Below are 23,750 nucleotides of genomic sequence, written 5' to 3' on the forward strand. Positions count from 1 at the left end.
TGGAGGAGTAATGATATGACAATGACGAAGACACCTACGCTAGGTGTAATAATTCCATGCTATAACGAGACGGAAGTATTACGCTTGACGGTCCGTACGATGCACCGTTTTTTAACAGAGTGGCGAGAAAGACATCTCATTTCTGAGGACTCCTTTGTCTTATTCGTAGATGATGGAAGTAAAGATGATACCTGGTCTCAAATCGAAGATGTCCATGCACAGGATGGTCGGTTTAGAGGATTAAAATTAGCTCATAACGTTGGACATCAAAATGCTTTGTTCGCGGGTCTTGTCGAAGGACACACACATGCAGATTGTGTTGTGTCGATGGATGCAGACCTTCAAGATGACGTAAAAGTAATCGAGCAGTTCTTGGGTGAATTTGCGAAAGGGAATGATATTGTCTATGGCGTACGAAAAGATCGTCAGACCGATAGTTGGTTTAAACGGTCCACTGCTCAAGGTTTTTATCGCTTCATTGACTGGCTAGGTGTAGAAACCATTTTCAATCATGCAGACTATCGTCTCATGAGCAAACGAGCCGTCGAAACGCTTTGTGCACATCCGGAACGCAATCTCTTTTTGCGAGGAATGGTGCCTTCCCTTGGTTTCCAAACAACAGAAGTGACCTACACACGACAAGCACGTCAAGCAGGGGAATCGAAATATCCATTACGGAAGATGATGGCTCTTGCATGGGACGGGGTAACCTCATTTAGTGTCCGCCCGATTAAGCTGTTATTTTTAGTCTCACTGTTCATGCTCATCGTCTCGGTCGGATTTGTCGGGTATGCGCTTTATCGCAGATATGAAGGAGAGGCAATGGATGGATGGACGTCATTAATGATGTCCATCTGGTTCATCGGGGGACTTCAGTTACTCGGTATCGGACTGATAGGTGAATATATCGGTAAAATCTATCAGGAAGTCAAGCGGCGTCCTCGTTATGTCGTCGAAAAAAAACGAGAATGATGACCTTCCTTCGTTTCTTATTAGTAGGAATTCTCAATACGTTGGTTGGTCTGACGTTGACATTGTTTTGTTTTCATGTTTTGCATACTGGTTATTGGGGAGCGACGGCTATTGGGAATGCATGTGGTGTTTGGATCAGCTACATGCTCAATCGCCGTTTCACCTTTCGCCAAGAGGCAGGAGGGTGGTCCTATTGGATCCGTTTTTTAATCGTCGTTTCCATCAGCTACCTCATTGCCTATCGTTTTAGTCTATGGGGAGTCTATTACCTTTTACCAAATCTACAAGAGACTGGCGCAATTCTAATCGGGATGGTCATCTATACGGGATTAAATTATCTCGGTCAGTCTTATTGGGTATTTCGCAAATCGTAAAAAAACAAGCTATCTAAATAGGTGGCTTGTTTTTTTATATCTAAATTGCTCTTGCGAAAGAATAGTAGCAGATTAAAAGGCTGATAAATCAATTTGTAATATTGTTACATTCATTCAATTTTCTTCTTAAAATTAAGATATTTATTTTGTCTGGACATCCTACATATTCTATAATAAAAAAGTTGTCAAACTGTATTATATCGAAAAGATGGATTTGTTATATGCCGACAGATATGGTTCATTGTAAAGCGCAAGGAGGACTCTTATACTTATGAGAATAAACGTATCGACTGATTATGCCATCCGTACACTGTTGTTTGCTGGGACACACTCTTCACGATTAGTGACAGTGAAAGAAGTAGCAGAGGCTCAACGCATCTCGGAAAATCATCTAATGAAAATTGTCTGGATCCTGAGTAAGCTAGACCTTCTTCACACTATTCGTGGAAGGGGAGGTGGATTTAAGTTAGCAAAACCAGCCACTCAAATTAAAGTGAGCGAAGTCGTTTTACAATTTGAAAAGATGACGCATTCCACAGATGCAGAACGTAGCTATATAGGTGGATATGCTATCCCTTACGTAATGGATAAAGCCTATTCCTTATTCATCGACTCCCTCCAATCCACTACATTGAATGATTTATTGATAATTGAGTCGCAAAAGAACAATAAAAATGATGTGTATGAGAAATCTAGGTCACGGACTTAACTTCCATATAAGCCATATAAACGAATCTCTGCTTCTACTTGTAGGAGTTAATTACGGCTAAGAAAAAATAAGTGATTTTTATTTAATCGAGTTAGTCTGTAGTTGTTTCTGATCGATAAAGTAAAAAGTCGACGTGTTTAAAATAATAAAAAGCAGTCCTCGTCATATAAAGACAGGGACTGCTTTTTATTGGTCAGTTATATAGCAAAGAAACTTTAAAATTCTTAAAAATAGGAAGAAACAAAAAAGTGATAGTCAAAAATAAAGTACCTCAAAACAAACATACGTTCGTTTTAAAGTACAATTTAAACAAAGGTTTGTCTACTCAATTTTCATAATATTAGTATAATCCACATTAAAAGATAAGTCTATATCTCATTAATCATCTTCTCTATAGTAAAACTACAAAAGGAAGACGCTATTCCTTATTTATTTGAGAGGAGTTATTATGAACAAAATTTATTGGAATTCGAATGTGAAAGTCAGACTGGTAGGAGAAGGATTATTTAATTTATTATTTTGGATGTACTTTCCTTTTTTGACGGTCTACTTTGGTCAAAAACTTGGCTTACAGACTGCTGGATTAATAATGGTACTACCGCCCTTACTAAGTATCATCGGAAGTTTAATAGGGGGAAGCGTTGCGGATACGTTAGGGAGGCGTCCTGTCATGCTGATCGGAACATTTTTGCAAATGAGTATGTTCATTCTATTTGCCGTCTCCTCCTCTCCTTGGATCGATTATGTTGCATTTATCGGAATTGGGATAGGGGCAGCATTTTATCGGCCCGCAAGTTCAGCAATGGTAGCGGACACGGTACCAAAGGATGAATTGCGACAGGTGTACGCGACATTTATGACCGTGAACAATATAGGTGCTGTTTTAGGACCTATTATCGGGGCAGTCTTCTTTTTTCAATATCGTCAACTGTTATTATGGATCTGTGCAACGGTTCTGTTCCTTTACTTCATCACGATCTATTTTATCGTCAGTGAAACCTTACCTGATCGTTCCAAGCCAAAAGATGTCACAATCCCACTTAAATCTGCCTTTCAATCTAAGTGGTCTGGTTATCGATTTGTTCTCAAAGATAGCATTTTTCTGATATACGTGATTGCGGGAATTTGTTCGCTCTTCCCAGTGATGCAGCTCGATCTCTACTTACCAGTCTATGTGATAGAGAATGTACCTACACAACCTCTTGTACCAAACCTGATGGATTCATTTCAGCTCACGAGCCAATCCATTTTTGGGTGGTTGGTAGGCTTTAATGGTTTTTTGTTTGTCATCTTGATTCTTCCCGTAACGAATCGACTCAAACATTGGTCAGAAAAACGTCTATTTGTCATGTCGACGCTACTTGCAGGAGGAGGTACGTTTTTAGTCGGATGGAATAACAACATCTGGTTTCTGTTTGGCTGTACGCTTATCTTCACGTTAGGTGAGATCATGCGTACACCTGTCACACAAAGTTTCATCGGACATTATGCTCCTGAAGAGGCAAGAGGTCAGTATCTAGCTGCTGATAGTCTTCAAAACACACTTGGTAAGTCGCTGGCGCCTCTCGCCATCTACGCATCAGGATGGATTGCACCTCTCGGTATCTTCACTATCATTCTCCTTTTCGCTATCATTGGTGCATGTCTATATCTGCAATTATTTAGACTGTATTCTTCCGCCTGAAGATCAGGGTGATAGTATGATTAAAACGTTACTACAATTAATAGTGAGAATAGGATTTGGAATTTAAAATACTTCAATAGTTATCGGTTTGATAAGGGAAATATACAATTATCGCAGTATCCTTATAACGACAATGAAATAATTTATCTTAAAAAGAAAAAGACACCGTTCTTTGAACTCCCATTCAAATTCCAATAAAATACGACGATATAAGAGGCGAGGTTTAACTGGAAATGAAGGGGAGAAATAAATGAAATGGTTTAAAACAGCAAAAGTAGTAACCTTTGATGCGTTAATTGAAGCTGAAGCTACGTATGCCATCCTGAAAGTACCGAGTTCTTTGGAAGAACAGCTTCACTTAATTGATCTAACCATCCTCGATTTACAAATGGTACGTGTTATTTATACGGATGTAGCTCATTGGATGCCTAGTATGGTCGATGCGTTCTATGAAGAGCTGATTCGGATTCCTTCTTTACGTCGTTTGATTGAGCATCATTCGACTCTCGAACGATTAAAAGGAACGCTCTCTCGACACATTCTTCAAATGTTTGAAGGAAAATTGACGATGGACTACATAGAAGCTCGTCGTCGGATCGCAGATCGCCATGTACAGATTGGTCTACAGACTAAATGGTATGTTGCTGCTTTCCAAAAAGTATGGAATGTGCTAAGCGATAAAATTGAAAATAGTGACTGGCCAGAAGCTGAGCGTATTCGTATTATGCGTTCTGCGAGTAAACTGTTCAATCTAGAACAGCAAATCGTCATGACGATGTATGAAGGGCAAGTTGAAGAAGAGCGACAAGCAATTGAATTAGCAAAGCGTCAAGTTGGTGAGGGTGTTCAACGATCAATTGAGGGATTAGCGGCAATGAGTGAAGAATCATCAGCGAATTTTCAAGAAATCGAGCAGCATGCGAAACGCGTCTCACTGACAACCGACACAATTTCAGATCGTTTAACAAAAGCAGTTGTGGAGGCAGAAGATGGAGTGACATTGGTCGAAGAAAAAACGCATCATTTTCAAGATGTTGTTCATGACCTGACACAGACAACCGAACAGGTCGCAGAGCTATCTCGGCTATCCGAAGAAATCGAACGAATTGCTGGGATGGTGACGACGATTTCGGACCAAACAAATTTACTGAGCTTGAACGCTTCAATTGAAGCTGCGCGCGCAGGTGAGATGGGAAGAGGATTCACGGTCGTTGCTCAGGAGGTACGAAAGTTGGCAGAAGAAAGTAAACAATCAGCAGCAGAGACATCACGTATCGCACAGGAAATCACACAAAAAATGCTGGTTGTGTCGAAACGAATGGGGGAGACAGAAAGCGCAGTCGTTCAGACGACGACTGAAATGCAAGAAATCGTCCACGTATTCTCTAGAATCTCCGAACAGACAGAAGTTGTCTCACGACAAGTACGCGAGTTATCGTCAGATACAAGTGATGTCGCCGGAACAATCGAAGGGATGCGCCGCATCGCCGATTCAATTGCCGAAACAGCAGACAATTTACAAGAAGTCGCAGCTTCGATATAAGATCAACATCCCCTAGTATTTATGAACTGAACCAAAAAAGTTAGACAATAAATAATTTGTCAGGCGACCTTGAGGACCTGAGTCCGGTATTCCACTGGGCTCAGGTTTTTTAGTCGTCCCTTGATACGACGATGGTTATAGTACTCGATGTAACGCTCGAGCTCACATTTGAAGTGGTCCATGTCATCGAACTCCTTGAGATACAGGAGCTCTGACTTGAGCACAGCGAAGAAGCTTTCGATGGCTGCGTTGTCGAGGCAGTTGCCCTTACGGGACATGCTTTGCGTAATGCCGTGCTCGTGAAGCGTACCGACGAACGCTCGATATTGATAATGCCACCCTTGGTCGGAATGCAGAATCGATCGGGCTTTCTCGTCGAGCTTCCCGATTGCCTGATCCAACATTTCACCAACGAATTGATAGGTAGGGCGGTCCGATAGGGTATAAGCAATGATCTCACGGTTTCCCAAGTCCATCATCGGCGAGAGGTAGAGCTTCTCCCCGAACAGGTGAAACTCAGTGACGTCAGTCACCCATTTCTGGTTCAGGCCGGTGGCCTTGAAGTCACGTTGGAGAAGATTCGGTGCGACCTTTCCGACCCGTCCTTTATAGGAGCGGTATCGCTTCATACGGACGAGACATTTTAGACCGAGCTCATTCATTAGACGGCGTACGGTCTTCGGTCTTGCCGGAAGCCTTGGCGTTCGAGAAGTGCGTGGATGCGACGATAGCCACATCGTCCCTTATGTTCGTGGAAGAGGGTATGGATAGCTGTCTTCACCTTCGAATACTTGTCCTCACCCGTCAGGCGCGTCCGCCAATAGTAATAGACGCTTCGTGCCATACCGAGCACGCGAAGGAGTCCCGGAACGGGATAGACTGACCGCAATTCGTCGATTACTTGTGCCTTGATCCGGTTCGTCGCGCATTCTCTTCTTGAACCAAGGCTTTCAATTTTTTTAACGCAGCGTTCTCCATCTCGAAATCGTCCCTGGGGAGAAAATTCGGTACTTTACGGCCGCCTCTATGTAGGACAGTCCGTTGGTCACCATGTCGTTTAATACCTCCAGTTTAAATGCCAGCGAGTGGCTTGTATAGGAAGGATCGAAGATCGTTTCCCCCCAACGCTCATAGAGACGCGACCACTCACGGATCAGTTCACGTGCTATCCCGAATTCTATCGCTACATCTCGGTATCCTTCTCGTCCTGTCAGATAACACTCAGCGACCTAGACTTTAAACGCCTTTGTATATTTGACCATAAAAAACACCCCATAAAAGTTGGATTTTTATGTCCAACTTTTATGGGGCAGTTCATTATTGAAATGTGGGTGCTTTAGTGTTAATTTACGATTTTACAGAGTCCATTCTAACAGTAAACCAGCTTGAGTCAGTCCGCCCCCAAATCCATATAAGAGGATACGGTCACCCGACTTGATCTTTCCTTCTTTAATTCCTTTGTCTAATGATAAAGGAATGGTTGCAGAAGAAGTATTTCCGTAGTCGACCAAGCTATACAGAGTTTTCTCCAAAGGAAATCCGCTTTTTTCACAGATCGAATCAATCATTCTGAGATTAGCACTATGCGGTATAAACCAATCGACTTGCTCTAAGGAAGTCGCCCCTTTTTCGACAACATGTTTCATTCCTTTAGGCACGGTACTGACTGCCCACTTGTAAACTTCTCTACCGTTTTGAACAATCTTTTTACTGTCTAATATTTCGTCTTTAAATATTTGATCGGATAGATTAGAACAATATAAGCTCTTTGCTTTTTCTCCTTCAGAAATGAGATGTGAAGAAATAAAACTTGAATGGTTTTCGTCGAATTCGACCAGTGCTGCTCCACCACCATCACCAAATAAAATACAGGTATTACGATCAGTATAATCAGTGACTTTAGAAAGCGTTTCAGCACCAATAACGAGTACCTTCTTATGCAATCCAGAGCTGATTAAAGCATTTGCCATATGTAATCCATACGCAAAACCAGCGCATGCAGCATTTAAGTCAATGGCACCCGCATGTAATATACCTAATTTTGCTTGAACAAGGGAAGCGACACTTGGCGTTTTAAAATCAGGTGTCAGGGTGCAGACGATAATCATATCTACATCTTCTATCGACTTCTTGTAGCGCTCTTTCAGATTTAGTACAGCTTGATAAGCAATATCACTTGTATACTCATCTTTATTCGCTATTCTTCTCTCTTTAATACCGGTGCGTTGTACAATCCATTCATCATTTGTTTCTACCATACTTTCTAAATCCATATTGGTTAATTTGTTTTTAGGGACGTAGGAACCAATTGCAGTGATCTGAGCTTTAGAAACAACCATTTTATTCACTCCTCGATACGATAATGTACTCTCGATTGCTATATTATCACTAGTTCCTAGTATTAGATACTAAACAGAACTTTTAGACCTTAAGACTTCTTTATTATTGTAAAAAATGTAGTTAGAAGGAAAAAAGCTGTTTACGTAAAAAACCTGAACTATAGTAAATAGAAAGATTGTAAACAAAAATATTTGTATAAAATACTCTCACACATTTTATTATTGATTGTAACCCTGACATTATTTTGATGAAACGAATAAATTAATAATGAGTGTATACGGTTCGACGTCGAAATCATTCGTTTATTATTAATTTTACCGATAATCCAATTAATTTCAGTAGTTTTAATGAAGATAACATTTCTTATCTATACTCGAAAACATCAGCACTACATGTAAAAAAAGAGGGGAAACAACCCTCTTCATGAAGTAGTCCGGACCTTTAGGGGTCACCGCTTACTTTTATAACGTTTTTACCCAATTAGTCTATATAGCTACTAACATCGCTGTAAGGATAGGTCAAGACTCATACTTGTAGATCCTCGAGCACTTTCAGCTGATGCTGCATTCGCTGATGGGATGGAAGCGGCATCGCGGAATTGCCTATGGCAAGGACAGCATTGTCTACAAAAAATGAATCACTTGCAAAAGCGAGTCGCCCTTTTGACGCGACACGTGATGGCTTCGTGATGTCGGAGGATGCAGGCATCTTGATACTAGAATCGTTATCACGCGCGAAGCAATGAGGAGCGTCCATCTATGCGGAAGTCGTCGGTTACGGGGTAAGTTCAGATGCTTATCATATAGTGGCGAGGAGCATACCTCGCCATGAAACGTGCCGTGCAACATGTAAGGAATCGAGACGAATGACATCGATGTAATCAGTGCGCATGCGACGAGTACGATCGTCGGTGATCAGTCCGAGATACGTACGATTAAAAAATTGTTTGAGGAACATGCGAACGCACTCCCGGTGGATCGAAAGCGATCGCGCTTGCGAAATGTTTACAGGAAGGAATCACTCCACCCACGATTAATCTTGAAGTCGATGATCCCATGTGCGACCAGGATTATGTAACAGATGGGGCTCGCTCGATGGAAATGCAGTATGGATTATTTAACTCGTTCGGATTCGGTAGCCATAACGCAGCGATCGGTGTGAAAAAATTTATGGAATAAAAATAAGACATCAGATTTAGACAAAAAAGTCAGTAATCAAATCAGTAATCGAGTACTCACTGAACAAAGAGTGTAGACATTTCGACATCGAAATATCTACACTCTTTGTTTTTATATGAAAAGTTAGAGGAAATATGTGTTGATAAAAAAGAATTCAGAAACATGCAGTTATCATGAAAGACCTTTTTTAGGATACGTGTTTTTCTTCGGAACGGTCTTATCTTGTGTAATAACATTTAAGTGTTTTTCATAAATTTCAGTAGTAGACGAAAAAAGTAACGGAAATTATTTTTTCTATAAGTATAGAAGGATTTTGAACATAATTTGAGAATAAGGAGCTTAACTAAAATTTTGATTTGATTGATCATTTTTTTACAAATAATAAACCATGATGTGGAAAAAGAGGTAAAGACTTAAAGACTTAAAGACTTAAAGACTTAAAGACTTAAAGACTAATACAAGTATGTAGGGTTCTAAAAGTAAAATAATATCTCGAATCCAAAAGGAGGATATATATGTCTAAGTACTGTTTATTTACTAAGTTCTTTGTATCAGAAAATAAAAGAGAAGAAATGGTTGATATCCTTTTAAATGCCTCTCGATCAATGGAAAAATTAGAGGAATGTGAAATTTATGTTGTAAGTGTTTCTGATGAGGAAGCAAATGTGGTTTATGTATACGAAGTATGGTCGAATGAAACATCCCATAAAGCGTCTTTAAATCTAGCAGTCACTCAAACTTTGATTCAAAAGGCAAAGCCTCTTCTTGAAAACGTAGAGAGAGTAAACACGCTGCAAACAAAAGGTGGGAAAGGTCTTTTAATAAACAAATGATTTTTCAATAGATAACTATTAAAAGGTGCGAGATAATTCCTTACAATTATATGATGAATTTTTATAAGCAAAGGAAAGCTTAAAGATACATACTACTTTAAGAAATTTAATGTGATGGTTGATTAAAAATATAAAAGGGGAATGGATATCAACTTTGTATCAAATAAATGAATGCTAGAATAAACGTATTAAATTAAATGCAAACCAATAATTTTCTAAGTCCTAGTATTTGAACAGTTTAATACAACCACCTTAATTGGTTAAAGCTTGCATGAAGATGACTTCCGTTTTGTATCGGAGTCATCTTTTATAGTTCCCATGTTTATCTTTAACATGTATAGCAATATTGTTAAGTCAGCCACGATCCGATAAAATCAATGATTCCTGTAATAAGTAGAAACGATAAATTTAAAACGAGAGTAATTAATATACCGATAACGGCTTTACTATCATTCGATGAGCTAATTTTCATCATTAATAAGATGGAACAAAAAGTGAGTAGAAAACTAAAGACTACACAAAAATGCATAACGTGGATAGACGAAAAAGTCGAAATGAACAGGACGAATTCATAATTAAAAAACGAATTATAAATAAATAAAAATAAAAAAATAGTTAGAAGATATAAGCCCCATCGTAAGTGTTTCATAGTTCCTCCATTCTAAAGAGATAATCAAAAAAGATATCTCTAATAAAGTAAAAAGAGACCTACTTTTAATATGAATACATACTTTAACAATTGAAAAAAATAATTTACAAAGATGACATCGAAAGAAAGTCACAGCAATACTAGAGGTCACTATAGTAAAGGAAAACTAGGAAATGGAGTAGGTGATCTAAGAAAGCTGTGATAGGAAATGAGAGCATCGTTTAAAGGCTTTATGGACCGACGTATATGACGGAATACCTGGTGTTCAAAAGAATGTCCACCGTGTATTTTTATTTTATCAGGAAAATATGTAAAAAGAGTAAATTTTAGGGCATTTCTACTTAGAATATTTTTTGTCTACGCTTTCACATTTATTATAAATAAAAATATTAAAACATCTTCTAGATGAAGTTACCATTCTTTCTTTTGGTATAATTTATGTAACATTATGGTTATAAAAAAGGAAGGATCTACACTGAATGAAGCTACCGCTTAAGTTTTGGGTCATTACCGTAACAATGGTAACTATGATTGTAGTATTAATCTCTATTTTTGCTACGAGTTACTATGTTAACCGACAAACGCTGAAGGAAAATACGATAAACGAAAACTATTCAAATGCTAAGAAGTTAAGTGCTCTAACTAATGATACATTTCTACTAATGGAGCAAACATTACTTGCACATCATGAAACTATCCTATCCAATTGGGATAATCCCCAAAAATTGAACGAACTTACACAAACTTTGAAAAAATCTAATTCTAATTTTAACTCGATTGCAATCATCGATAAAAATGGTATTGGAAAAGCCAATACTCCTGACTTGAAGCTTATGGGAACTAAGGTGGATACGGAAGGTGTACGACTAGGATTGCTATTAAAACGAAATTTTACTTCGAGCCCTTATATCGGGAAAAATCAGAAACTGATGTTAATAGTTTCGACAGCACTCTATAAGGATGGGAAATATTACGGTATGCTCAATGGATTAGTCTGGTTGCGTGAAAAAAACTTTTTGACTCACCTTCTCGAGGAAACATACGGCAATGATAAATACGACGTAGCCGTCTACGACTCGACCGGTACTTATATTTACCATAAGAAGCGCAGTTGGATCGGGACAAAGGCACATAAATACCAAGCGACCATTAATCTTGATAAAGGAAGACCTGGTAAAGGAACGATAGTGGCGCAGACAGGGGAACAAGTATTCGCTGGATATACAACAGTTCTTCAAAATGATTGGAGGATCATTTCGATGACACCTGTATCAAAAGCGTTGGCTCCTGCTCAACTGACAGCAATCAAAGCAGCCACTATTGGGTTTCCATTGATTTTGATTTCATTTCTTGTCTTGATTGGATTGATTATCTTTATTACAAAACCGTTGAATCGCCTTTCATTACTCGATTATAAAAAACCGATAGGTGAAGTCATACAAGAAACGAGAGGTTTAAACTCCCCCTATCGGGAAGCTGAAAATATTCGAGCTATGATTCTCTCGTTTGCAGAAAACCAACAGGTCATGTTACGAGATTTTGAAGAAATGGCAGGAACAGATCCAATGACGGGTCTTGCAAATCGACGACGATTGAATCAATTGATTCAAATGATACGAGATAACGAAGAGTCTTTTGGTTATGTATTGCTTGATATTGATCGGTTTAAAAGCATCAACGATACGTATGGACACGTGAAGGGAGACCAAGTGTTGATAAAACTCGCTAAACTGATTTCTTCTGTCACTCCCCATTCAGGATTACCTATTCGAATTGGTGGAGAAGAGTTCGCGATAATTCTTCAAGAAACATCACCTGATGACATTATTGCTTTTTCTGAACATCTGCGTCATTCCGTAGAACAGACAGACTTCTCATTACCGCAACGAATAACGGTCTCCATTGGAGCTGGTTATTTAGGTTCTGACTCTTATGATGTTTCCCATTTCTATAATGATGTGGATCAACAATTATATAAAGCAAAGAGAAAAGGACGTAACCGTGTAGAAACCGTCTTTATTATTGAAGGTAAAAAATACATTTCATAAAAACTAGAAATTTTATGAAAGAATAAAAGATGTCTCCAGCCTCATTTATTAATTAAAAAGTTAACAGAGTATTGTCTAAAATAGGTGTATGCATTTCAATATCGAAATGTATATACCTATTTACAAAAACTCTTATTCCTTAATTTGTTGTCAGCCTAATTATCTCTAAAAAAGAATGCTTTTCACTACGTAATTCATAATTCATAATCTTTTCTAAATTAATTATCTACTTGTTTATCTTACAAAGGAGTGCATTTTTTTAAAACGTATTGAAGGCATCGAAAAACAGCACTGATTGCTAATGGGAAGATGACGATAGTAATCCCTAAAAGGACTACTCCAGGAGCATCGTCTGCCTGACCAATATAAAAGAAGACTGGTAGAATACAGGCGGCTAAAACAGCAATAACGAGGAACGAATTTTTAATAATATTTAACGATGAAGAAATAGAAGACGCTGAGTCAAAGTCCTTTGCAAATGCGTTCAAAATGTGGAAACCATGAAAGATAGAAGTTAACAAAGGTATGAGAGCAATATAAGCAACCATTAACACTACGTATCCTGGTTTCTCAAAAATAACTCCATTTGATAAACCTTTAAACAGTGTAAATGATCCATAAATTGCTAAACCTAGAAGACCAAGAAAAAATGCAAAAAGACATGTTCGTAGTAACAAAATACTTATTTTTGGAGGATTCATTTTAGCATTCCTACTTTCCATATGATTCTTCAATAAAAGTAAAGTGTACGATTAAATAGAAAATATTACTTTAGACTTCAGACTGATTTCACATAAGTAATAATAAAATAGTAATAAATAATATCAGATAAAATTCCGTTTAAAATAGGTTAAATCAGCAAGAACAAGATGATTTTGATTTCTATATTACGTAGCGGTGATCGAAAAATCACTCACGAAAGTTGATTATCAAAAATGACCACGAATACTAAATTCCTAGTTTCTTTTTTACTTTGTATTTCACCCATAATTAAGGGATAGTTGGAATTGGTAAAATAGAATAAGCTTGCAAAAGGGCTGCGCAGCCTTTTTTAAAGATCATTTGAAATTGTTATTACATCAAACAAGGAAGGGTATGAAAATGAGCAAATGTTCTAACACTATGGGTAAAACAGATGATCTTCTAACCATTTCTCGAGCACCCATAATATTTTGGAACCTTCTCGCTTATATAGTAGCTTTATTTCTACAGTTTGTTAATCAAATTAAATTCTTAGAAAGTATATTGTTTACATCTATTTTTATCCTATATGCGTTGATACATTGGTTTTCATTTAAATTTAAAGGAACTGCTATTTAGTATTATCTAGTATTTCAAGGATCCTTGATTTTCATAGCTGCTTTCTTACTGCCTAAAGGTGCACCGGACTATGTGATGTAAGACGGAGTAAATCATGGAGAGGCTATGATTAGATTCGATAAACTTATTTTGAGAGTGGTCGATGTAATACAAGAGGAGAATCAATGTTCTGTTTCTCAGGAATCTCAGATGGAATAACGAATGCAGCCTTTCTCTTGAAGAGGATGGTTGCATTTTTTGTTCGATTCAAATCGTTTGTTCATCATACGAATGCGACTCTTCTTTAATTATGGAGTGCGCCTGTTAATGTACTGATACTTGCTCGTCACGATGTCTACTTCATTACTGAGGTATCCAGTTATTCAAGATATCCGAATTGATCGTGTTCATCGAATCATACAATTCTTTCACATGCTGATGTATCGGTTTAAGTCTGTTTGACGAATGAAGATCGAAGGATAATTCAAATTTTTACGGATTATGTCTTCCTTGATCATGAAAATTAGTTTTTTTATTCGTTTATCAATGAATTATTTATACCATCGACAAGATCGTGTGATATTGGGTCCTGGCGTTTGATTTGTAATAACCACATGTCAATGTTCCAAAGCGTATGTGATGCGGATTCATATATCACCTTGAAGTAAAATCCGTTAAAAAGGGTGTTGAATGATTCCGGTATTTGATTTGGTAATTCGGACATGCTCTATACGATTATATAACTTATTCAGCGCTTACGATGGTCGAGGATCACGGCTGATAATCTTTACATCAACACCCGTTTTTAACTTTAAGTCATAAAAACATTGTGCCGAAGATATAAACATCGTCAAATGGTCTTCATTTTCTTAGTAAGTATTAATCAGAAGTAAAAATTTTTAAAGAATGAGTCAATGGAGAGTCTAGTTTGTATACAATATATTATAGGAAAACGTCTATCTTACGACACTTGAGATGTCGATTAGTAGATTCGACGTTATCTTTACGTTGAACGGTAAAATCATATTTTTCTGGCATGAGGAAGAATTCTAGTAGCATGTATTTGAGAAGCGATATTGAAATAGAGATTGGATACTGATTTTATTTCCTACTTCTAGTTGATACGAATCGTGCTTACCATTAGGAACGAGGCTGGATGACGAATAGGGGTATGTATACGTTTCGACGTCGAAATCGATTTAGTCATTAGAAAAAAAGATTAGATTACAAAATTGTAAGATTGAATACCAAGAAAAAAATTCATTTTTTAGTTAGGTTATTTAATTGTCTGCTGAATTTGAATTATCTAGAGAACAAAAGCTATTAATTTGATGAATGAGAGAAATATAACGCGGAAAATATAGATGGATCGTAAATGGTTCTCCTACCTTTCTATATTGTAATTAGCAGTCTGGGAGGAAATTCCTATAATAGAGTGTGGGTGAGTGAGGTATAAGGGACAAGGGATTTGGAATAGGAAAGAATAAAAGGAATGTCCATCAATCCGAGTAGGATGATGGACATGATAACCAATGAAAATTACGTACAGCATTTAACAGCTTTCTTTTGATCTGATTTCGGTATATACATAACATCGTCTTTGACTTGTACCTTAATATCATTTTCTTTCAGTCTTTCGACATTTGATTTATTATATTCACCCCACTTAATCATTTTCTCGGTATCATGTTGACTACCACACCCAGCTAAAATGGTTACTAATGCAATCGCTACAAGCTTTTTCATTCCATTTCCTCTCCCTTAAAATTGTATAGTCTTCTAATCCGATAGTCATAAAACTAAAGCTATTATATCTTGTATACACATTAAAATTCAAAGGAGTATTTATTATGAAAAAAATGTTATTTGCTACTTCGTTTTTACTTGGCCTATTTTATCTTGGGAATCAAGGAGATCAAGTACATGCTTCTGGAGAAAGTAAGGATGAAATCGAATATAATCAAATGATGGATCAAGTACGAGAAGAGGTCGACTTCATGGATCGTGATGCATCGGTCGTAGACGAGATATCTTCTGAAGATATTGACGCGATCATGCCCCAGATCAAGGAGTTGGAACGCGATCATCCGGAAATGACCGAAGAAGAGATGGACGAGATCGTGTATAGTCTGTTCCAAGAGAAGGCGACTACTCCAGAAGAAGTACAACCGATGATGATGTTAAGATCGTTCGAGATCGAGAATGATCCTGAGGACAATGATTTCAGCATTGAGGCGAACAGCGATGAGAGAAGTCTATGTGTCCGTCACCCTGTCAAGTGCACTAAGGCTAAGAGCGATTCTGAAACTGCCGTAGAACAGGCTGAAAAATATTATAAAAGCTCGGTCCTCTACAATGGTAATGGGGATGCATTCCGACATGCCTATTGGAATGCGTTGATGGTAAAGTCCATCACAGCTAAATATGCGAAGTACTTCGCTGATGCGCATGAGTACGGAGCTGATAATCAACCAGCGATCGAAAGACAGATGGATTTGCACAATAACCGCTTGGGTCGATACATTGCAGAAACGTCGAGCTCGGCTAAAAAGGTGAAGGAATCAATCACTGCTGGCAAAGGCGTACGTATCTCTCAAGGTAAATTGGTTGATACAAATTCATCTGGATTGAAGTAAACCTCATGTCCTTTTGAACGTCTTCGAAGTCGACACATGTGTATTATGAAGTATCGGAAGTCTAATTTATTCTCATGAAGGCACTTTGCCAGAGGTACCGAGAAAGGATAACTTGAATGAGCCCAGTTTAATAGGGGGCATTCATCTGTTCTTGTCAATGAACTGAACCCTGAATGGTGGACACTTTACAATGGCCACCATTCAGGGTTTTTTATGCGTTAAAACATGGGTGATGCCACACCTACCCAAAATTTTGTCGTTCAACTTGGCAGTATTTCGAATAAATGGAGTATTCCTTTTTTTGAAAAAAATTGATTGCTTTCGACTATTGATAAACTACTCATATAGTAAAGAAATGTATGTCAGAGATAATAGACTTGTTGATGGTAGTTAAAAAATATAGAGTATTGCATCAGTTCGATCCAATTAAACGAGCATTGAAAAGGTATATGAGTCGTGCATGCAGCTGAATCGATGGGACAATACAGTCGAATTGTCCTAACCCGCTACTGAGACGAACATATCGAACAAAAGAAAGTTTGCATACAATATTGTAAGAATCGGTATTTTCTGATATGTACGATTCACCGTTTCCATCTTATCGGTCAAGAGTTACATCAAGCAATTGACGGTTACATGTACATAAAAGTCCGCTATGAGAATTGGATTTTTTGATGTTAACCATTCGAATTGTAATAACGATGGGTTAAGTGGCCAGATCGACTCGTTGATGAAGAGCTGGCAATAATTTTCATAGCCCTTCAATAATGTCTCGATTTTCATCTAGCGATGGATAGTTGGTAAGCACATCATAGCGTATGAATTCAACTTCTTGATTTCGTCTAATGCTTTTTAGGGAATTGGTCAAAATTCTCCTCTATGAGGTAGGTTGTCTCATCCGAAATATCCAAACACAATGTGTGGTTGGTTTGGAATGTCATCAAAATCAGAGGATTAGAGATAATTCCCTCGCTCTCATCGAACATCAATTTTCCTGTTAATCCCCTTTCATACAATGTGGAAACGCCATCTTCGAAGTCATCGACCGTTAACGGGTTACACCGATACAACGGTAGGTAAAGACTCCTTTCTGCGTCAGACCATGTAAATTCAAAGTTAACCTTCATTATCGATTACAAGATGTCCGCAATTCTGTTCGTCGAGCTGTTCAATACGTTTTAAGAAAACAATCACCCGATTCTTGTTCAATTTGATTCCTTACATCTTCATGAAGAAGTAAAGAAGCGTTTTTATCCCCTAACAATTAACCCCAAAAATTCATTAAAAAACCTCTTCTTTTAAAATAATCAAGTATAATAATATAATATTACTTCTTAAAAGCTATTTTTCAATAAATGATCAGTAGAAAAAAGTTAATGTAAGGTGCGTTTATCCACTTATGATGTTTTAGATAAGTGAATAGATTGAGATATGTAAATTGTAGTAATCATTAGAAACGAGGATATTATGAAAACAAAGAAGCGTTTAATGAATGCCTTTCCAAAAGTATTAAAACAGGATGTCAAAGTGGTTATCGATCAAATGGATATAAAGTGGTTTCAAAATGAACTTTCCAATATGTCTTTTAGTGCCTTGCTTGAAAATGGGGAAGTTTTAACTATTCCTGAAAGAATCTATTTTAATGAAGTGTCTGAGGAAACCTATCGTCAGTTTGCTCCCTTGCAACAATCTATACTCTGTTGTATTTATTCGAGACACCACGACGGCTTTGTAAGAGAAAAATATATAATGAAGTTGGATAACCTCTTACAAGTAGAGGATTGGATGATTCCCTATCTAATCAAGTTCCTTGGTGAGGGTGTCATAGAATTGTTATATAGCGTTAATCAGGTATTCGAAAAGATAGATAAGAGTAAGCTAAATGCGTTTACATCTCAAAATGAAGCGTTCGTTCAAAAAGTAGAAAGCCAAATGATTAGTTATTGGAATGAATACTATAGAGAAGAGTTTCCTTCTCTATGGGGTGACGAATACATAGGATTTAGAATTTTTAAAATGTACTTATGAAAGGGGAGCACTTATATGAAAAAATTCAGAGGTAAAAAAAGATACTTCCGCAACTTAAAAAAAGAGACAGTATTCGAGACGCACAATTTAGACTTTAGCGACGATAGTTGGTTCGATTTTTGGCATACCCATCTTGATTTTTATGGACGCGGAAATGAATCCATACGGTACAGAAAGCTTCATCTTCAAGCGTCATATGATCTAATGATGAAATTGAATGCTAGGCTACATGAATGGGATCAACCATTTCAGATTTGGATGGAAATTTCGCAACATGACGCTGCATTAGATGCCGTATACGTGCATTCGTTCAATCCGAACGAGACACCGTTTCCGTTTGAGCATAAGGCGTTGCAGCCGTTTCAAGAGACTTTACCTGACTACTTGACCGGATGGTTTAATGCGGATGCATTCATGGTCAGCTATTACGTAGAAGAACAGGAATGGGACGAAGCGGATGACGATGACAACCAATCCGTTCACGAGGTTGGAGCGTTATACGATAAAAAAATCGTCATCCAACCGAAAGACAATCACATGTATGCGTTAAAGTCGAATATACACTAAGCGCTATATATAAGATTTAATTCGTTTAAAAGGAGGAGTACACGTGTCGCGATATGCATTGAATGACTATGCTTTTCAAGGGGAGCTAAAGAAGGTCCGGAAAGCGATCAAAAACGGAGCGGAGATTGATTTGCTGGATGAGGAAGGATACAGTCCGCTGCACTGGGCGATTCAAGAAGGGTATCTGGATATTGTCCGGCTTTTGATTGAGAGCGGCGCTGATCTTGAAAAACAGAATCGGGAGGGGTTCTCGCCCCTACATATCGCGCTTTTAGATAATCAAACGGAGATCGCGATTGAAATCATTCAGCAAGGAGTATCATTCGAGATCGATACGGATGGGTACAATGCGTTGCACGTGGTTGCGAGTAAAACTGGCAATTCAAAAATTCTTAAGGCGCTCGCTCGCGAAGCACAATACATCAATCGATTTGATGGGGATGGAGATGGATACGCGCCACTCCACTATGCGGCACAAGAAAATAAAGTGAAGTGTATCAACGTGTTACTTCAAGCCGGAGCGGATGTGAATTTGCGCACGGTACATGGATTCACCCCGTTACACACTGCAGCAGGAGAAGGACATGTAAAAGCCGTAAAAGCACTGATTGAGGGACAGGCGGAAGTGGAAGCTGAAAACCCGCTTGATAGTCACGCGACGCCGCTGATGTTAGCAGTTAGTTATGATCACGCTAAGGTCGTTCACGAATTACTACAACACGGAGCAGATCTGAATCATCAGGATGCCAATGGAAAAACGGCCATTGATTATGCGAAAGAATATAAAAATAAAAAAATCCTCAAACTCTTCGATGGAATGCGTTGATGGATTCGTAGGTCCTCTTCTCTTAACGATATATTAAGTTCAAGCGTATGGACTATTAGAGTACCGACACATACTTCACCTCTTCTGTTTATCACATGCTAAACTCAAGCAATTTATTACTAAGTAAAGGAATGATTTGAGTGTGGAAGGCAATAGTGTTTAATTCTGTTTGGATGGGGATCACGCTTCCTATTCTTTTGAGTATAGTTTTTACAATTTTATACCCTATAATCGCTTTTGATATGAGTGGTATTCTCATGATTGTCGTTGCGTTAATCATTGGCATAATTGATATTTACTTAGGACATCGGATATGGACATGGATCGAAGGAAAGTACTTCAAACAAAATCGTTACATGTGAAGGCTGCCTAACGATTGGACACGCTAATAAAAGTACCTTTATCGTTTTACGTTACTATGAGATGGCTTCGGTATTTGACCGGAGTCATCTTTTATAATTTCCAGAACTTCATGTGTCACACTATCCTTCACGCAAGAAAAGTATGACGTTTAACTAGGTTGATACGGAAATATACACAGAATGTATCGTTTTTTTTCGATCGATTCCAACATAAAGTAGTGTTCCTCTTGAAGAAAAACACCATCTATTCGTAAACACTGTTCTTTTCTAAATTAAAAACATACATTATATCAATTTTTTAAATAAAAAAATCCAAAAATGTATCGTGAAACATATAATATATGGTAGAAGATATTTATTGAAAATGACATTTTTTAATGTCATGAAATGAGGATATAAAAATATGAACTACATCGAACACTTAGAAGCCCATTGTGGTGAAAGTACTGGTCACCTTGAGATGGAAGAATTACAAGATCATGCGATTCAATTGGTTCAGTTTCAAAATGCACCGTTTGCGAATGCGAATACCGTGACATCACTTGGATTATTGCATCACCCATTGCAATTCGAGAACGGTGCCGTTATCCATCAAGAAGTGATGCTATCTGTCATGCAACAAGATGCCGAGTCGGATTTAATTGAATTGATCTATCGCTTGACACTGGAAGCATTAAAGACTGGACACGCTTATGATTTAGGCGAGTACATACCGATTCCGGTTGGGTTGTTATCGAAGTACGACTTCGCTGCCCTATACGTGACGACACCGTTCTACTTTGAAGAATCATTTCAAGTCTATAAAGGGAACGCGGCATTCGGGGAACCGGAGACGGTGTTACCAGTCTGGTTCGTACCTATCTTTGCTTCGGAAGTCGCTTACATCGAAAAATACGGTACTGAGGAATTTAATGAGATGTTATATGAAACTGAGATGCAGCTGCTTAATTTAAAACGACATCCGCTCGTGGGAGACAATGAAGAAATTGAAGAATCGATTTTTAACAGGGAGGTATTCGTTTGCGAATGCGAAATTACCGACGCCCTTTTTGAAGACGATATCCAACGACCATTAGTACTAAATGGACCGCTAGCGAAAGCGTATCACATGAGTGTTGAATCGGGAGAACAAGGCGATACAGATCAAAATGAAACTTTCCTGTTTGATTTTCTAAATCATCAAAATCGTTTCCCGATCTACGCGACCTTTTTTGCTTTTGAAGAGGAAGACAAAGACAACAGGGCTTTTTTCTCGCAACATCATATGTCGTTCACTTCACATGTCTTGTCTAGACAGAAACAAACGAACGGTTGGTTACGTGGAAAACGAACATCGACAAGTGAGAGTCATTTTTTCACGGTAAAGATTGAAAATGCTAGGATGCTCGAACTCATCCTTGAACACGCTTATAGAGTTGCGTCGATGAACGAACTGTTCATGTTTTCGTATTCCAATCGCTTGTCGATTCAACAAGAGGTCGAAACGACGTACAGAAAAACACGTGTCTTAGAAGATCGGTTCGTTTATCCGGAAGATACGACCGTCGTGATTGTCGGCCATGATGGAACAATGCTTTATCTGCTATCGAACGAAGAACACTTCGCTTATGATCTTCGCACAGATTGGGCGAAACGACTACGACAACAGTTACCGAACGATACGATGATTCGCCAGCTGAATGGCGAATTGTTCGCAGACCTATAAGAGTGGAGGGAATTTCATGCAACTCATCAAACCAATGAACGGTCAGAATCATTTATGGCTGTTCGAAAAGGATGGACGGACACTCTACACGTTTCACGGCATCATGGGAGAGAGATTGAAAGAACCAATGAGTGAGCAAAAGTTCTCGCGCTTTTTTCATCTGGATGCCTACATTGGGGAGCTCGTAGCGGAGAAAGAAAAGGACGGATACTCGGTCGTTCAAGAAGCGGATTACCACGAAGTTGTCGTAGAGATCTTTTGTCAGGATACAGAGTATGACGTCATCTTTGAGCGTCGTTCGAGCATTGAAGAAGACCTCAATGAATTTCTTTTTGAAATCGGAAACGGGTATTTTGTTGAAGATGAATATGGTCCAGAAGCGATCGAATTCGTCCTTCATATCTTGGAGCCGTCTTATATCGTTGAACCCGTCATTGATTATTTCAAGGACCAGTTTAATCTGAAGAAAATCCGAATGGGGCAGGCAAAAGTTCATTACGGCAGACGCTTGACCGGACTTTATCCCACAGGCAAGAATTTTAGCCGGAAAAAAATTGAACAATGACGACACAGATTGGAGATACAGTATGAACGAGCTGACAATCGACGAATATTCTTTTCAGTCGAAGAGTATCCAACGTATGCTTCAGACATCCGAAATTAACGTGCTTGGTCCATTGCAAACTATCTACGAAATCATGTGTTATGACCATACAGTAGGTAGTTTTACCAGTGAATTGACGGAGGAGGTATTGTATGGCACGCTAGTTCGCTTCAATCATTTTCCTTTATATATCACGACTAATTTTGATGAGCTTCGAGAAGATGAAATGGACCTCTTAGAGCGTTTAAAATTGCGACCATTCGTATACCATGAACATCCACGGTACGAAGGTGATCAGCGACGCACCAGTTTTTACTGTTGTATCGAAGTGGTGGATGCGAATGATCTGCATTTCGTCTTAAAAAAGTCCTTCTTTCGAGCTGCTTATAGTGAAACGTTCCTCGTCACGTTCGCAAGACCTACGTTTGAGTTAAAGACTTCTGGGAGATGGATTTTTCAAGAAGCGAAATACACGCATGTAGTTGATGCACGTGATGGATTACCGTTCATCCTTCCGTCGCATGATGCGCTCGGTTTCATGTGGTTTTCGAATGGAGATGCCTTTCAAACCGTCGATCAGCTAAAAGCGATGTTACCAACAGATTATTAGATGGATTATGCACTAAATACCTACAAATAATTTAATTTAAGATCAAAGGAGTCATACAGAATGACATATCAAAGTGGATTACCTGGCGTTACGGAAGAGAGACTACAAGAAGTAGAGGCAGTACTCGGCTTCGAGCTTCCGAAAGAACTACGAAACTGGTACAAGTGCGAAAACAAGTTTAATGTCGGTGAATGGGAGTTTCATCCGATCAAGGACGAGCAGTATATCAAGCGAACATGGGACGATCTTGTTCGTGTCAATTTGACAGATGCAAAAGAGTATCCAGAAGGGTTCTTGCGGATTGCGGCGGACGGAACAGGTGACGAACTCGGATATCAGTTACCGGATACAGAGACGATCGTCTTGTGGGACCACGAAGAACAAGAACTATTTCCGGTAGCACCGACGTTGAATGCGTTCGTTGAAAAGGAACAACAAATGGAACAGAGTGCGGAACAAGTAGAACTTTTCTTAGAGACGGTTCTTGAAACGGGAACTGTCTATGGTCTATCGAAGTTGGAACAGTCGGGCTGGGCCTATTGTCCGTCGAATCAAGACGAGACAGACGTCCTGTTATTCTTTTCGACGGAAGCAACGGCGAAGGCGTTACAGACGAAGGAATGGTCGAACTATCATCTGATTCGATTGGATTTGGACTTGTTTATTAACGGTTGGTTACCGAACATGATCGAGGACGGACTGTATTGTGGCTTGAACTGGGGCCCGGAGCTCGTCGGACTTGAGCTGGATCCAGAAGATGTCCTAGCAGATCTGGAGGGTTAA

At 38.6% G+C, this 23,750-nt stretch carries 18 protein-coding genes and 2 pseudogenes; 16 read left to right on the forward strand and 4 right to left on the reverse strand.

Features of this window, described 5'->3' with window-relative positions:
* The first annotated feature begins 15 nt into the window (after positions 1-15).
* From KNQ12_RS14855 to KNQ12_RS14870, 5 genes are all read left to right on the forward strand, one after another.
* Positions 16-972: a glycosyltransferase family 2 protein gene (locus KNQ12_RS14855; protein WP_251055857.1), complete on the forward strand. Its 957-nt coding sequence runs from the start codon at positions 16-18 to the stop codon at positions 970-972.
* Complete coding sequence (locus KNQ12_RS17090; protein ID WP_251055856.1) at positions 969-1,346, forward strand: GtrA family protein; 378 nt, start codon at positions 969-971, stop codon at positions 1,344-1,346. Before KNQ12_RS14855 ends, KNQ12_RS17090 begins: the two co-directional genes overlap by 4 nt.
* A 271-nt stretch (positions 1,347-1,617) precedes the next feature.
* The gene (locus tag KNQ12_RS14860; RefSeq protein WP_214749071.1) at positions 1,618-2,055 is read left to right on the forward strand and encodes an RrF2 family transcriptional regulator; all 438 of its coding nucleotides are present in this window, start codon (positions 1,618-1,620) and stop codon (positions 2,053-2,055) included.
* A 448-nt stretch (positions 2,056-2,503) separates the two neighbouring features.
* Positions 2,504-3,739, forward strand: a complete 1,236-nt coding sequence (locus tag KNQ12_RS14865) for an MDR family MFS transporter (protein ID WP_214749068.1) — start codon at positions 2,504-2,506, stop codon at positions 3,737-3,739.
* A 250-nt stretch (positions 3,740-3,989) separates the two neighbouring features.
* The gene (locus tag KNQ12_RS14870) at positions 3,990-5,282 is read left to right on the forward strand and encodes a globin-coupled sensor protein (protein WP_214749065.1); all 1,293 of its coding nucleotides are present in this window, start codon (positions 3,990-3,992) and stop codon (positions 5,280-5,282) included.
* A 59-nt stretch (positions 5,283-5,341) separates the two neighbouring features.
* Here KNQ12_RS14870 and KNQ12_RS14875 read toward each other — a convergent pair.
* Together KNQ12_RS14875 and KNQ12_RS14880 are read right to left on the reverse strand one after the other, a co-directional pair.
* Positions 5,342-6,496, reverse strand: a pseudogene (locus KNQ12_RS14875) (IS3 family transposase).
* Positions 6,497-6,637: 141 nt separating this feature from the next.
* Complete coding sequence (locus KNQ12_RS14880) at positions 6,638-7,621, reverse strand: ketoacyl-ACP synthase III (RefSeq protein WP_214749062.1); 984 nt, start codon at positions 7,619-7,621, stop codon at positions 6,638-6,640.
* A 543-nt stretch (positions 7,622-8,164) separates the two neighbouring features.
* Here KNQ12_RS14880 and KNQ12_RS14885 point away from each other — a divergent pair.
* The 3 genes and pseudogenes from KNQ12_RS14885 to KNQ12_RS14895 all read left to right on the forward strand — a co-directional run.
* A pseudogene (locus KNQ12_RS14885) lies at positions 8,165-8,800 on the forward strand (beta-ketoacyl-[acyl-carrier-protein] synthase family protein); the annotation flags it as partial.
* Positions 8,801-9,315: 515 nt separating this feature from the next.
* Positions 9,316-9,633 (forward strand): putative quinol monooxygenase, encoded by a 318-nt coding sequence (locus tag KNQ12_RS14890; protein WP_053451877.1) that lies wholly within the window; start codon positions 9,316-9,318, stop codon positions 9,631-9,633.
* A 1,128-nt stretch (positions 9,634-10,761) separates the two neighbouring features.
* Complete coding sequence (locus KNQ12_RS14895) at positions 10,762-12,330, forward strand: sensor domain-containing diguanylate cyclase (RefSeq protein WP_214775495.1); 1,569 nt, start codon at positions 10,762-10,764, stop codon at positions 12,328-12,330.
* A 239-nt stretch (positions 12,331-12,569) separates the two neighbouring features.
* On the opposite strand, the gene KNQ12_RS14900 is transcribed toward KNQ12_RS14895, so the two are convergent.
* Positions 12,570-13,031 (reverse strand): DUF2975 domain-containing protein, encoded by a 462-nt coding sequence (locus tag KNQ12_RS14900; protein ID WP_214749056.1) that lies wholly within the window; start codon positions 13,029-13,031, stop codon positions 12,570-12,572.
* A 2,137-nt stretch (positions 13,032-15,168) separates the two neighbouring features.
* Positions 15,169-15,375 (reverse strand): hypothetical protein, encoded by a 207-nt coding sequence (locus KNQ12_RS14905; RefSeq protein WP_214749053.1) that lies wholly within the window; start codon positions 15,373-15,375, stop codon positions 15,169-15,171.
* A 104-nt stretch (positions 15,376-15,479) separates the two neighbouring features.
* Here KNQ12_RS14905 and KNQ12_RS14910 point away from each other — a divergent pair, with 104 nt between their 5' ends.
* From KNQ12_RS14910 to KNQ12_RS14945, 8 genes are all read left to right on the forward strand, one after another.
* Positions 15,480-16,265: a DUF6973 domain-containing protein gene (locus tag KNQ12_RS14910; RefSeq protein WP_214749050.1), complete on the forward strand. Its 786-nt coding sequence runs from the start codon at positions 15,480-15,482 to the stop codon at positions 16,263-16,265.
* Positions 16,266-17,732: 1,467 nt separating this feature from the next.
* A complete protein-coding gene (locus KNQ12_RS14915) occupies positions 17,733-18,293 on the forward strand; it encodes a hypothetical protein (RefSeq protein ID WP_214749047.1) in 561 nt (186 codons plus the stop codon).
* 204 nt (positions 18,294-18,497) lie between these two features.
* Positions 18,498-18,860, forward strand: coding sequence for a hypothetical protein (locus KNQ12_RS14920; RefSeq protein WP_214775497.1), 363 nt, complete (start codon positions 18,498-18,500; stop codon positions 18,858-18,860).
* 43 nt (positions 18,861-18,903) lie between these two features.
* Entirely contained in the window at positions 18,904-19,686 is a 783-nt protein-coding gene (locus tag KNQ12_RS14925; protein ID WP_214749041.1) for an ankyrin repeat domain-containing protein, read from the forward strand.
* A gap of 765 nt (positions 19,687-20,451) precedes the next feature.
* Positions 20,452-21,753 (forward strand): suppressor of fused domain protein, encoded by a 1,302-nt coding sequence (locus KNQ12_RS14930; RefSeq protein ID WP_214749037.1) that lies wholly within the window; start codon positions 20,452-20,454, stop codon positions 21,751-21,753.
* Positions 21,754-21,769: 16 nt separating this feature from the next.
* A complete protein-coding gene (locus KNQ12_RS14935) occupies positions 21,770-22,318 on the forward strand; it encodes a hypothetical protein (RefSeq protein WP_214749034.1) in 549 nt (182 codons plus the stop codon).
* 76 nt (positions 22,319-22,394) lie between these two features.
* Positions 22,395-22,967, forward strand: coding sequence for a hypothetical protein (locus KNQ12_RS14940; protein WP_214749031.1), 573 nt, complete (start codon positions 22,395-22,397; stop codon positions 22,965-22,967).
* A 60-nt stretch (positions 22,968-23,027) separates the two neighbouring features.
* Complete coding sequence (locus tag KNQ12_RS14945) at positions 23,028-23,750, forward strand: DUF2750 domain-containing protein (RefSeq protein ID WP_214749028.1); 723 nt, start codon at positions 23,028-23,030, stop codon at positions 23,748-23,750.

It is taken from the genome of Exiguobacterium sp. s11, from assembly GCF_018619015.1.
Taxonomy (GTDB): Bacteria; Bacillota; Bacilli; order Exiguobacteriales; family Exiguobacteriaceae; genus Exiguobacterium_A; species Exiguobacterium_A indicum.

Bases quoted from the DNA above. Each gene is read 5' to 3' on its own strand.
- KNQ12_RS14855 (WP_251055857.1), top strand. From the start codon at position 16: ATGACAATGACGAAGACACCTACGCTAGGTGTAATAATTCCATGCTAT.
- KNQ12_RS17090 (WP_251055856.1), top strand. From the start codon at position 969: ATGATGACCTTCCTTCGTTTCTTATTAGTAGGAATTCTCAATACGTTG.
- KNQ12_RS14860 (WP_214749071.1), top strand. From the start codon at position 1,618: ATGAGAATAAACGTATCGACTGATTATGCCATCCGTACACTGTTGTTT.
- KNQ12_RS14865 (WP_214749068.1), top strand. From the start codon at position 2,504: ATGAACAAAATTTATTGGAATTCGAATGTGAAAGTCAGACTGGTAGGA.
- KNQ12_RS14870 (WP_214749065.1), top strand. From the start codon at position 3,990: ATGAAATGGTTTAAAACAGCAAAAGTAGTAACCTTTGATGCGTTAATT.
- KNQ12_RS14880 (WP_214749062.1), bottom strand. From the start codon at position 7,621: ATGGTTGTTTCTAAAGCTCAGATCACTGCAATTGGTTCCTACGTCCCT.
- KNQ12_RS14890 (WP_053451877.1), top strand. From the start codon at position 9,316: ATGTCTAAGTACTGTTTATTTACTAAGTTCTTTGTATCAGAAAATAAA.
- KNQ12_RS14895 (WP_214775495.1), top strand. From the start codon at position 10,762: ATGAAGCTACCGCTTAAGTTTTGGGTCATTACCGTAACAATGGTAACT.
- KNQ12_RS14900 (WP_214749056.1), bottom strand. From the start codon at position 13,031: ATGAATCCTCCAAAAATAAGTATTTTGTTACTACGAACATGTCTTTTT.
- KNQ12_RS14905 (WP_214749053.1), bottom strand. From the start codon at position 15,375: ATGAAAAAGCTTGTAGCGATTGCATTAGTAACCATTTTAGCTGGGTGT.
- KNQ12_RS14910 (WP_214749050.1), top strand. From the start codon at position 15,480: ATGAAAAAAATGTTATTTGCTACTTCGTTTTTACTTGGCCTATTTTAT.
- KNQ12_RS14915 (WP_214749047.1), top strand. From the start codon at position 17,733: ATGAAAACAAAGAAGCGTTTAATGAATGCCTTTCCAAAAGTATTAAAA.
- KNQ12_RS14920 (WP_214775497.1), top strand. From the start codon at position 18,498: ATGATGAAATTGAATGCTAGGCTACATGAATGGGATCAACCATTTCAG.
- KNQ12_RS14930 (WP_214749037.1), top strand. From the start codon at position 20,452: ATGAACTACATCGAACACTTAGAAGCCCATTGTGGTGAAAGTACTGGT.
- KNQ12_RS14935 (WP_214749034.1), top strand. From the start codon at position 21,770: ATGCAACTCATCAAACCAATGAACGGTCAGAATCATTTATGGCTGTTC.
- KNQ12_RS14940 (WP_214749031.1), top strand. From the start codon at position 22,395: ATGCTTCAGACATCCGAAATTAACGTGCTTGGTCCATTGCAAACTATC.
- KNQ12_RS14945 (WP_214749028.1), top strand. From the start codon at position 23,028: ATGACATATCAAAGTGGATTACCTGGCGTTACGGAAGAGAGACTACAA.